The sequence below is a fragment of the Gordonia sp. OPL2 genome (genome assembly GCF_003797825.1).
Lineage (GTDB): Bacteria > Actinomycetota > Actinomycetes > Mycobacteriales > Mycobacteriaceae > Gordonia.
In genome coordinates this window covers 159,887-171,639 of record NZ_RKME01000008.1, presented here as the reverse complement: position 1 = coordinate 171,639, position 11,753 = coordinate 159,887, and the positions used below count along the sequence as shown (strand labels likewise).

Sequence of the window (11,753 nt, the reverse complement as noted above, 5' to 3'; positions counted from 1 at the left end):
CGTCGTGAGCATCTCCGCACTCGCACCCGAGCACGGTGCGGATCCGGAACAGACCTCCCCGCAGGTTCTCTGGTACATCAATCCCACCGACGGAGATGTCCCGTGGGAACCGACCCAGCGGGTGACCCCGACGTTCGAGGTGATCCGCCACCAGGCGCGAACGCTCGACCGTCTCGGCTATTACGGGGCGCTCACCACGGCCCGAGAAGCGATCTCCCTCGTCGCCGACACCGAGAACCTGCGGTTCCTGATCCCCGAGTACCCCGGTGTGAAGCCTCCGGTGCTGCTCGCCGAGGAGGCGCAGGTCTTCGATCAGTACTCGGGCGGACGACTGATCTACAACCAGGTCAACGGCGCCGATCCCGTCCTGCATCGCTACGGGCGATTCGGATCGAAGGCGGAGCGCTATCGGGTGTCTGCCGAATACTGGTCCCAGGTCAAACGGCTCTACCTCGACGACGCCGAACCCTTCGACGGCGAGTTCTTCTCCTACGGACCGCGATACAAGCCGCCGATCCCGGGCCCACGGCAACCGGGCGGCATCGAGGTGTGGGGCACCGGCGCCTCCCCCGAGGGCATCGCCCATGCTGCCGAGGTCCTCGACGTCTACCTGTCCTTCATGTCCGAACCCGCCGCTCTCACCGGTCTTTTCGATCGTGTCCGGCTGGCCGCCGCGGAGCGGGGACGAACTCTGCGGTTCGGTGTGCTCGCCAGTGTGATCGTGCGGGAGACCGACGACGAGGCGTGGGAACGCTTCGAGTGGCAATTGGGCCGGACCCGGCCGGAGACGGTGCTGGCCACCGCCGATCGCAATCTGCGCAGCTTCGGCTATCCCGGCCTCGACGAGATCCGCAGCGACAATCCGCAGGTGCAGGGTCGGATCGACGCCCTCCGCGCGGGCCGACTGCCGGGTCGCGCCGATCTCGAGTTCGCCCCCAACATGGCGGCCGGGCTCACCACCTGGACAGCGGCCGAACCGCCGTTCGACATCGCGGGCAAGGGCACCGGCACCTACTTCGTCGGCAGCGCCGAGAACGTCGCCGCGGCGATGTCGGCGGTCGCCCGCCAGGCCGGCATCGACGTGTGGATCCTGTCCGGTTGGCCGCTGGCCGCCGAGGCCGAGATCGCCGCCGACCTCCTGCTTCCCCTACTCCGCCGGCCGGTTCCGGTGCGGGCCGCCGGCGGCGCCCAGTGACGTCCATCCCATGACCACGACGGACAACCGGGGCCGGTCCCTGCTGCGCCGGGAGCAAGGCGGCCTCGGCGTCGACATCGTCGCCATCATGACGTCGAGTCTCGCCACCGGCGCACTCGGTTTCGTGTTCTGGACCATCGCCGCGCGCGGCTACACCACCGCGGAGGTCGGTCGCGCCTCGGCCATCATCTCCTCGGCCACCCTGCTGGCGACGCTCTCGAACCTCAGCATCAACAGCCTCTACGAGCGTTTCCTGCCGGTCGCCGGAGCCCGCGCGCACCGTCTGCTCGTGCTCGGCAGGTCGGTCATCATCGCGACCGCGGCCGTCCTCGGCGTCGGGTTCGTCCTCCTCGGACCGCGCGACACCCTGTTCACCTCGAGTACGCAGGCGTGGCTGTACCCGGCGTTCGTGGTGGTGCTGGGCATCTTCGCGATCCAGGATTCGATGCTCATCGGTCTCGGCCGGTCGCGCACCGTCGCCACCAAGAACATCACGCAGTCGACGATCAAGCTGATCCTGGTCGCCGCGCTGATCCCCCTCGGCACCGGGTCGGCGGTCGTGTGGGCGTGGGTGCTGCCCGCTGCGGCGATCTCGCTGTGGATCGGGATGACCGCGATCCGCGACGGCGCCCGTGCCATGACCGGACCGTCGATCCTGCCCCGCCGCACCGAGATCGTCCACTTCTACGCCGGTTCGTTCGCGATGACCGCCGTCGGTGTCGTCGTCCCACTGGTCGTGCCGCTCGTCATCGTGGCACGCCTCGGTACCGAGATGAACGCCTACTTCACCATCTGCTGGCTCGTCATCAGCACCGCGGCGATCCTGCTCAACGCGACCGCCGCCCCGTTCGTGGCGACCGCGTCCGAACCGGGCACCGATCTGCGACACGCGACTCTGCGTTTCATCGCACTCTGTGGCGGTGCGAGCATCGTGGGCTGCATCGCCCTCGTCGTGACCGCCCCGTGGATCCTCTCGATCATGGGTCCGCAGTACGCCGCCGAGGGAACCGACCTCATCCGACTCATGGCACTGACGTTGCCGACGGTCGCCTTCGTCACCATCTACACCGCGCTGGCGCGTGTGGAACGCCGACTGCGCCTCGCCGTCATCACCCAGGTCGTGTTCGGCGTCGTCGTCGTGACCGGCATCGCATTCAGCACCGATCGCTGGGGGATCATCGGTGTCGCGTACGTGTACCTCGCCGCCGACGTCATCATCGCCGCCATCGTCGCCATCCCCGGCATCCGGATGATCCGACGGGCGCTGCGCACCACCACCGCCGACGACGCGATGAGCGGTCAACAGGACGGCGTGGCCGCCGCCGTCGCGCCGGGACGACACCGCGCCACGCCGGCACGCCCGGCTCAGGTGCTGCGGCCATACCCGGCTGCGGAATCCCCGACACCAGAGCATGATCCAGTACATCCGGAGAAGACAGAGTGACGACCCACGTTCCCGTCGAGAAGACCGACATCCCCACGGCGCATCCGACGGCCCGGCTTCCCCGTGACGACGGCGGGGCGTCTGCGAGCGTCGCCGGCCGGCTGGTGGCCGCCGCGGCGGCGTACGGCGACGCGATCGCGGTGCGGACCGTCTCCGGGGACGGCACCGATGGCATCGGTTATCGCACCCTGCTCGACCGCGCCCGACGGGTGTGCTCGGCGATCGAATCGACCGCGACACCGGGCGAGCAGCCGATCGTCGTGCAGCTGGCCATGTCCGGCGATGCCGTCGCCGTCGTCCTCGGCGTCTTCCTCTCCCGGCGGCCCCTCGTGGCGATCGACCCGGCGCTACCGGCCGATCGTCTGCGGGTCATCCTCGATCAGTTGAGGACACACGGACGTCCGCCCGCGATGATGATCGCCGACGACACGCACCTGTCCGTCGCCCGCCAGGCCGCCGACGGCTCACCCGGCATCATCCGGGTCGACGACCTGTCGCTCGGCTCACTGGTGACGGAACCCGTTGCCGTGGCGGTCGAATCGCGGGCGCCCGACGAGTCACGTGCCGTCACCAGCATCCAATTCACCTCGGGGTCCACCGGAACCCCCAAGGGCGTCCTGCATCCCAACGCCATGTGGCTCTGCGATGCCGATCTGATGAACGGGCCCTTCGGGATCGCGCCCGGTCGTCGTGTGGCGCTCTGCCTGCCGATCAGTTTCGGCGCCGGGCTCAACGTCCTCATCGGCTCCCTGCTCAACGGTGCCGAGGTGACCGCGATCGATCCACGGTCGACCTCGCCGGGGCAGTTGCTCGACCGGATGTTCGACGCAGGTGCGACGATCGCGTTCATGACTCCCTCGCTGTTGCGAACCCTCTCCGGCGCCGGCGGTCAGGATCTCGCCGCGTGGACCGGGATGGAACGCGTCATCACCACCGGCGAGGCGCTCACCGGAGAGGTCGCCCGCGCGGCGCTCGACCGGGCACCACATCTCACGGTGACCAACTGGGTCGGGTCGTCGGAGACCTCTGCACTCGCATACTTCGACGTGCGAGCGGGCGACACGATCGCCGCCGGGAACCTCCCCGCCGGGAGAGCCGCACCGCAGAAGATCATCGCCATCGACACCGACGGACGGATCGTGGTGTCGTCGCCCTACCTCGCGCTCGGATATCTCGACGCCGCATCGGATACCGGACACTTCGACCGGGACTCTCTGGGCCGCACCATCTTCCGCATGGGAGACCGTGGTGAACTCACCGACGGTGTCCTGCACCTGCGCGGACGCGCGGACAACGCGATCAAGATCCGCGGCTACCTGGTGGAGCCCGCCGAGATCGAACGGGCCCTGCTGGCCGACGGGGACATCGCCGAGGCCGTGGTGATCGTGCAGCGTCCGGACTCGACCGAGGACACCACGACCGACGCGCCGGCCGGAACGCTCGCGCCCCCCACCCCGGACGCAACCCTTGTCGCCTATGTGGTGCCCGACGGTCGAGTACGCACTCCCGCACCGACGGAGTTGCGCATGCGCTTGCTCGAGCAGCTGCCGACGTGGATGGTCCCGGCGACGATCGTCGAGCTCTCGGAGCTCCCCCGGACCGCGCGCGGCAAGGTGGACCGGGCTGCGCTACCCGCCCCGCAACGTGTCATCGACGAACCCCGAGGGCACCTCGAGGCGGCGATCGCCCACATCTGGGCGCGCGAACTCCGTCTCGAGACCGTCGGCCGTACCGAGAACGTCTATGCCCTGGGCGCGGATTCGCTGACGGTGCAGCAGATCCTGGTGCAGATCACCGATCAGCTGGGCATTGCCCTCACCCAGGCGGACGCGGCCGGGGCACCGACCGTCGCCGAGATGGCGGTCGCCGCGAGCGCGCACCGAGACGGCCCGCGCCGGCCGGCGCGCGGCGGCCTCGCGCCGACGACGATCCGCCTGCGCGAATCCGGCGGCCGGAAGGTGTTCTGCTACACGGGCGCCGGGGCGTCAGCACTGGCGTTCGTGCCGTTCGCCGATCACCTGTCCCGACTGGACGGCGTCGGCTCGGTATATGCCTTCCAGCCCCACGGACTGGACAATCGGGGGCTGCCCGACTGGACGATCGACCGCGCGGTCCGGCGGCATCTGCGTGACCTGCGTCGACTTCAACCGACCGGACCGTATGTGCTCGTGGGACATTCGCTCGGCGGCTTCCTGGCACTGGAGACCGCTCGGCGACTGCGCTCCGACGGCGAACAGGTCGACATGGTGGTCGTCCTGGACACCTTCGTCCCGCCGCGGGTGACGGGCGCCGTCCGCGACAGCGCGTCCGATCTGTCGGTGACGCCTGACGAGGCTCCGCTGCCGCGCGCCGAACTGTGGCGCCGCCGTGCACGTCTGCCACTCGCCGGGATCGTCCCGATGTCACCGGTGGCCGCGGCAGCGGCGATGGAGGAGGTCGGGCGTCGAGTCGGTCTGCTCCATCGGCCGCGACCGTACGACGGTCGGGTGCTGCTGGTCCAGGGCAGCGAGAACCACGACGACCCACGGATCTGGTCCGAGCACATCACCCTCGGGGACCTCACCGTGCGAAGTCTCGAGTGCGACCACATGTCGATCATCCGGGCACCGCACATCGCCGAGGTCATCGACGCGATGAGCGAGTCTCTCGACCTCCGCTGAGCCTCAGCCGGGGTGAACGCGGTCGGCGTCGACCGCGGTGGTCGACGCCGCTCATACGCGATCCGGGCGCCGTCGGAGGATGCGCGAGTACAGATTCGGGGTGAGGACGATCCCGGCGGCGAACACCGCCGACCGGAACTGCCGGTCGGCCAGCAGCGGCACGACGTCGGACAACGAACTCCGGCGTCGCGCCCCGGTCATCAACGCGGCGACCACCGGATCGTCCCCGAGGCCGGCGTGGTCGGCGCGCATGGCGATATGGGCTGCCGGGATCAGCACCTCGCGATAGGCGAAGTTTCGGGCGACCGGGCGTCGTCGTGCGGGCTCGGCGATCCGGTCGATGAGCCCGGCCATGTCCTCACCCATCTCGAAGAGCGCCACGCTGTTCGGAGAGACGGAGTTCGACACCGAACTCGGCCGTTGCCGATAGCGCAGCAGGGGCGACCCGACGATGGCGACGACGTTCGCCCGCAACGACATCCGTGCCGTCGCGGCCATGTCCTCGTAGGCCCGCCGCGCATCCCACGGAGCGTCGGACAGGACCTCCCGACGGAACAGGCGGGCTCCGGCGTAGGCCTTCACCTTGCCGTCGACGAGCAGTTGCGCAAACCGCGGTCCTGCAATCGCCGGCTCCGACGGCCCGACGTCGACCGCGCCCAGGGGTGTCTCGTCCTCGTCGATGAACTCGGTTCCGCAGGCGACGAAGTCGGCGTCGTGGGTGATCATCGCCTCCACCATCGTCGCGGTGAACGCGGGGTGTGCGAGGTCGTCGCTGTCCAAAAACCAGACGAGATCACCGCTGACCGCGGACATCCCCGCGTTGCGCGCACCCCCGATTCCCCGATTCGCCGGTAACCGGACGACGGTCGACGCGACTCCGCAGGACGTCAGCACAGCCTCGGCGATCGCGATGGAATCGTCCCCACCGCAGTCATCGACGAGGACGACCTCATGGACCGGACGGTGCTGCGCCGCCACCGATTCCACGCAGGCCGCGATGTAGTCCGCGCTGCGGAACACCGGTATCACCACGGAGATCCGGGCAGCCGCACCTCGGTGCGACGCCCCCCTTGCCGAACTCACAGGCGCCTCCCAGGAATCCCCAACCGGATCAGGGTACCCTGGCCTGCTCACCCTCGCGTCCAGAGGATCACCCTCACCTGCCGACGGCAACCTCATTCGCGCCGACGGCAACCCCATCCACGCCGACGGCAACCCGATCCGCACCGACAGCAACCCCATCCACGCCCACGGCAACCCCGTCCACGCCGACAGCAACGTGCCGGCACATCGACAGTCCTCGGCCGCCGACGTCAGCCCAGATGGACGCGATCCGGTCGCCGACGGAGAATGCGCGAGTACAACTTCGGAGTGACGACGATCCCGGCGGCGAACACCGCCGACCGGAACTGCCGGTCGACCAGCAGCGGGACGACATCCCGCAGCGAGCTGCGTTCGCGAGCGCCGACGAGGAGTCCGTCGATCACCTGCTCGTCGGCACCGTCGTGGCGCGCACGCATCGCCATGTGCGCAGCCGGGATCAGCACCTCGCGATAGCTGAAGCGGCGTCGGAGTCGCAGTCCGCGACGACGCTGCCCGTCCGCGATCGACCCGATCACCTCCGACATCTCCTCGCCCATCTCGAACAGCCCGAGCGTGTGGCCGTTCACCGTGCGCGACACCGAGTCCGCGCGTTGCCGGTATCGATAGAGCGGAGCGTCCACCATGGCCACGCGATCAGCACGCAGTGCCATGCGCGCCGTCGCGACCATGTCCTCGTACGCCCGACGCTCGTCCCACGGAGCCGAGCCGAGTACCTCCCGCCGGAACACGTGGCCGCCGGGCAGCGCCTTCACCGTGCCGGTCACCAGGAACTCGACGAATCCCGGTCCGGTGACCGCGCCCCGCGGCGCGGCGTCCTCCAGGATTCCGCGCGCACGGCCGTCGGGCCCGACCAGAGCGGTGCGGCAGGCGGCGACGTCGGCGCCGTGCTCGGTAAGGGCGTCGACCATGACACGGGTGAACGCCGGGTCGGCGAGGTCGTCGCTGTCGAAGAACCAGATGACCTGTCCCGTGGTCGCCGACACCCCTGCGTTGCGGGCACATCCGGCACCCCGGTTGCGGTCCTGACGGACGACAGTGTGGTCGACACCGGCCGCGGTCAGGATGTCGACGGCGATGTCGATGGAGCGATCTCCGCCGAGGTCGTCGACGAGCACGACCTGCTCGACGGGATGCTCCTGGGCGAGGACGGCATCGAGGCACTCGCCGATGTACCGCTCGCTGCGATGAATCGGGATGACGACCGACAGCGAGAGTCGACCCGTCCGGACCTGCCCCGAGGGACGGATCGTCCGCGCGCTCCGATCACCATTGAGCACGCCGTGGTCACTTTCTCGCTGCCGGACACCGATGCAGAAAGGGTAACCTAACCTGCGACATCGTCCCAGCTCGGGGCCGGTGAGACCGGTCACCGGGCGGGGCCCGCGGGCGCAGCGAACGACACCGTCGCCGTTCCGCGCGCGACGATCACGCCCGAGCGGTCACAGCCGAACCGTCGCGAGCACACCGTGATGATCGGAGCCCGGCAGATCGATCCGCCGGAAGGATGTCGGTGTCGGACCGTTGCGGGTCAGCACCCGATCCAGCGCGAGCAGGGACGGGTAGGGCCGACTCGCGGGGTAGGTCGCGACGATGCCCGAGCCGAGATGCTCTGCGGCGTCGGTCAGCTGGGGTGAATCCGGTGCGTCCGAGCCCGAGAGCAGCTGCCGGAAGGCGCGGTGATCGTAGGTCGAGTTGGCGTCGGCACCGATGATCAGCGGAGCCGCGTCGGCGGAGAGGATCGAGCGCAACTCACGGAGCTCGGCATCCCAGCGCCACGACGGCTCGGGGTACGGCGGCAACGGGTGCAGGGCATAGACCGATATGGGTGAGCGGTTCGGAAGTGTGAGTCGCGCATGAAGATTCGACAGTTCGAATCCACGCAGGAGTTGCCCGTCGGTCAGCGGCGCCCGCGCATAGATCCCGGCCCCACCTCCACCGTCGCGGGGATGGACGAAAGCGAACGGCAGCTCTTGGCGCAACCCCGCCCGCTCGAGTGCCCCCACCGCCTCGGGTGTCAGCTCGATCACCGTCAGGACGTCGACGCCGGAGTCACGCACCCGGGACACCAGCGCGTCCGGATCGGCCTGTCCGAGAAAGATGTTCGCCTGCATCACGGTCAGGTCGGTGTCCGAAACCTGCTCGTCCACACCCCGATAGAGCGGGGCCTGCGCCATGACGCCCACGGCGAGCACGAGCACGGCGATCGTCGCGGAAATCCAGGCGCGGGCGAACAGCAACAGCACCAGGCCGAGTGCGCCGACGACGATCAGCACCGGCGTGAACGACGCCACGCGGGACGCGAGATTGCTGACCAGACCGGAGTAGTGGGCCGCGATCCCGGCGACGGCGACGAGGACCGCACCCCACCCGAACAGTCGTAGCAGTCCACGCATGCGGTCGATCCTGTCATGGGCGCCGTCGGCGGTGTCCACCGCGTCGGCGCCGCGTCGCCTGCGCCCGGTCAGCCGTAGGCGACGTCGATGGCGTACTGCGTGAACCCGAGTCGGTGGTAGGTGTGCAGCGCGGCGGTGTTGTCGCCCTCGACGTAGAGTTCGACCTCGGCCATGCCGCGGTCGGCCAGGTGATGCAACCCGGCGAGGGTCAGGAGGCGGCCGAGCCCGCGGCCCTGGGCATCGGGGTCGACGCCGACGATGTAGACCTCGCCGAGTTCGGCATCATGACGCTTGGTCCAGTGGAATCCGAGCAGGCGCTGCGGATCCCCGGCGTCGAACGCCAGGAAGAGACCGTCGGGATCGAACCATGAACTGTTCACCCGCTCGGTGATCTGCGCCGTCGTCCACCCGCCTTGCTCAGGGTGCCAGTCGAAGGCCGCGTTGTTGACCCGCAGGATCTCCGCGTCGTCCGCCGAACCGGCATAGGTCCGCAACACGAGCGAATCGTCGACCTCGAGCGCCGGGAGTTCGTCGGCCTCGGGACCCAACGGCCGTCGCAGCCGGAGCAGTTCGCGCCGACGACGCAGTCCCAACGACGCGGCGAGGGCGACCGCGCCGGGCAGATCGCCGTGGGCCCAGGCACGCGGCGACGGATCGGCCACGAGCTCGCGAGCCACGTCGAGTGCCACGGTCAGCAGCGCCCGGCCATGTCCGCGACGTCGCGCATCCGGACCCACCACGGCCTCGACCATCGCCGGTTCACCGCCCCGACCGGCCAACACATTGGCATATCCCACGTCGGAGACAACATGTCGCACACCGTCTTCCACACCGGAGTCGATGGCGTGCACCGCCTGTTCGGCCAGCGGCGACACCCCGTCCGCGGCGGTTGCCGCCGCTACGAGACCGCGGGCGAAGTCCGCGAGATCAGGGGTCAGTCGATCATGGACCACCGGGGCGGCCCCGGCCGGATCAGTTTCCGTTGGCGCTGGCACTGAACTCCTCGTCGAACGGGCCGTCGAGATCGTCTGGATCGAGATCGTCATCCGCATCGTCGACGACGACGTCGAGATCGCCCCCGCCGCCGGCCGAGCGGCCACGATTCGGACGCACCGCCTTGTAGCCGACGTTGCGGACGGTACCGATCAGGGATTCGTGCTCGGCGCCGAGTTTCGCGCGGAGGCGCCGGACATGTACGTCAACCGTGCGGGTGCCACCGAAGAAGTCGTATCCCCAGACCTCTTGCAGCAGTTGAGCTCTGGTGAACACGCGGCCGGCGTTCTGCGCGAGGTACTTCAACAGCTCGAACTCTTTGTAGGTGAGGTCGAGCGGCCGCCCGCGCAGTCGGGCGGTGTAGGTGCCCTCGTCGATGATGAGTTCGCCGAGGGTGACCTTCCCGCTGGCCTCCTCGGTCGTCATCCCGCGGGTGCGGACGACCAGCAACCGAAGGCGCGCATCGAGTTCCGCAGGTCCGGTGCCGGGCAGCAGGAACTCGTCGAGTCCCCAGTCCGCGTTCACGGCGACGAGACCGCCCTCGGTCAGCACCGCTGCCACGGGCACCGACGATCCGGTGCTGCCGAGCAGACGGCACAGGCCACGGGCAGCGGCGAGATCGGTACGGGCGTCCACGATGGCGACGTCGGCGTTGCCAGCCTCCATCAGGGACGAGACCTCGGTAGGCGCCACCCGAACCGTGTGCGCGAGCAGGGATAGCGAGGGCAGGACGGATTCCGGGTTCGGATCGGCTGTCAGCAGCAAGAGATCCATGAACCACTCCGATCTCGTTCGTTCCCCGGTCCGGTCGTCTCCGCAGCGTTTCGGCCCATGAGCTCCGACCGTTCCGTCGCGGTTCGCGCGGCGACGCATTGTTTACGCCGCCTTACCAACGTGTGCGCGATAGGTGACAGAATAGCGCCAATGTCGGGATCCGCTGTCAACAAGGCGCTCAGGGGAGGCCGAGACACGCGCACCCGGGCCGCGCACGGTCGGTCACACCTCGGACGTCGCATCCTCGGGGTCGGCATCATCGTGGTGATCGTCGTCACAGTTGCCGCGCTTGTCACCGACACCGTCGCCGCGATGCGCACGGAGCACGGGTTCTCCCGCGCGTTGCTGACGTCGCCGGGCCTGACGTACGAACCCGAGGTCACCATCAGCGGCTTTCCGTTTCTCACTCATGCGCGTGACGGGCGGTTCAGCGGTGCGGTCATCACCGCCCGCGGGGTGTCGGTGGCGTGTCCGCCACGCGACGGGTGTCACGCCGAACTCGGCGCCACCCTCGGCCCCATGACCGTCCCGGACGGCTTCTCGATCGAACCGAGTGACATCGTGCACACCGAGTCCCTGAGCGCATACACGCGGCTGGACTCGGTGAACCTGGGACGGATGCTCGGGATCGTCGATCTCACCGTGAACACCCCCGCCCCGGCCGACAAGGCAGGTGGCGGCGGCCCGGGCGACGGACTGCTCCGGCGATCGACCGGGGTCGTGCTGACCGGCACGGTGCCGCTGCCGTCGTCGAGCGCGTCCACGGACGTCGCGCCGTCGGCGTCGACGTACGACGGACCGACCGTGCGGGTCAGTGTTCTCGTGGACCTGTCGGTCGTCGACGGGCGGTTGCATCTGGAGGCGACCGACTTCTATCGAGGTCCGGAACGTCACGCCGACGCCGAGGTGGCTGAGGATCTCCGTGATCTCGTGCTGTCCGCGTTCACCGCGACACTCCCCGTCCTGCCCCTGCCCTGGGACCTCGCCCCCACCGAGGCGCACAGCGAGGGCAGCGACGTCCTGCTCGCCGGCCACGTCGGGCCCCGCGACCTGCGGCCCGACGCCTTCTGAGGCACGCCCGCGCGGCCAGGACCGGGGTTGGGGCCCACGGTCGGTCTCTTGTACGCTGGTCGGCATGCAAACGCGCCGTGAGTTCATGCTCACTCGCCGTCGTGCGATCGACTTCTGTC

The 11,753-nt window shown here is 69.2% G+C and carries 9 protein-coding genes; 4 read left to right on the top strand and 5 right to left on the bottom strand.

What is annotated here, in order from left to right:
• The first annotated feature begins 10 nt into the window (after positions 1-10).
• Genes EEB19_RS11125 through EEB19_RS11115 form a run of 3 tightly spaced genes read left to right on the top strand, consistent with a single transcriptional unit; the run spans position 11 to position 5,299 of the window.
• Positions 11-1,195 carry an LLM class flavin-dependent oxidoreductase gene (locus tag EEB19_RS11125; protein ID WP_187586186.1) on the top strand — a complete coding sequence of 395 codons (1,185 nt, stop codon included), beginning with the start codon at positions 11-13 and terminating at the stop codon, positions 1,193-1,195.
• Between the two features lie 10 nt (positions 1,196-1,205).
• The gene (locus EEB19_RS11120; RefSeq protein ID WP_262365579.1) at positions 1,206-2,639 is read left to right on the top strand and encodes a lipopolysaccharide biosynthesis protein; all 1,434 of its coding nucleotides are present in this window, start codon (positions 1,206-1,208) and stop codon (positions 2,637-2,639) included.
• A complete protein-coding gene (locus EEB19_RS11115) occupies positions 2,636-5,299 on the top strand; it encodes an alpha/beta fold hydrolase (protein WP_262365578.1) in 2,664 nt (887 codons plus the stop codon). Before EEB19_RS11120 ends, EEB19_RS11115 begins: the two co-directional genes overlap by 4 nt.
• Positions 5,300-5,350: 51 nt before the next feature.
• Here the strand turns inward: EEB19_RS11115 and EEB19_RS11110 are convergent, their stop codons facing one another.
• The 5 genes from EEB19_RS11110 to EEB19_RS11090 form a co-directional block, all read right to left on the bottom strand.
• Complete coding sequence (locus tag EEB19_RS11110) at positions 5,351-6,331, bottom strand: glycosyltransferase family 2 protein (RefSeq protein WP_262365587.1); 981 nt, start codon at positions 6,329-6,331, stop codon at positions 5,351-5,353.
• 281 nt (positions 6,332-6,612) lie between these two features.
• Positions 6,613-7,680, bottom strand: a complete 1,068-nt coding sequence (locus EEB19_RS11105; protein WP_262365577.1) for a glycosyltransferase family 2 protein — start codon at positions 7,678-7,680, stop codon at positions 6,613-6,615.
• 162 nt (positions 7,681-7,842) lie between these two features.
• The gene (locus EEB19_RS11100; protein ID WP_187586124.1) at positions 7,843-8,796 is read right to left on the bottom strand and encodes an endonuclease/exonuclease/phosphatase family protein; all 954 of its coding nucleotides are present in this window, start codon (positions 8,794-8,796) and stop codon (positions 7,843-7,845) included.
• Between the two features lie 68 nt (positions 8,797-8,864).
• Positions 8,865-9,791 carry a mycothiol synthase gene (gene mshD, locus EEB19_RS11095; RefSeq protein WP_262365576.1) on the bottom strand — a complete coding sequence of 309 codons (927 nt, stop codon included), beginning with the start codon at positions 9,789-9,791 and terminating at the stop codon, positions 8,865-8,867.
• The gene (locus EEB19_RS11090; RefSeq protein ID WP_187586119.1) at positions 9,769-10,563 is read right to left on the bottom strand and encodes a response regulator transcription factor; all 795 of its coding nucleotides are present in this window, start codon (positions 10,561-10,563) and stop codon (positions 9,769-9,771) included. Before EEB19_RS11090 ends, mshD begins: the two co-directional genes overlap by 23 nt.
• 150 nt (positions 10,564-10,713) lie before the next feature.
• Between EEB19_RS11090 and EEB19_RS11085 the strand changes: the two genes are divergently transcribed.
• Complete coding sequence (locus EEB19_RS11085) at positions 10,714-11,634, top strand: DUF2993 domain-containing protein (protein WP_187586117.1); 921 nt, start codon at positions 10,714-10,716, stop codon at positions 11,632-11,634.
• Positions 11,635-11,753 lie beyond the last annotated feature (119 nt).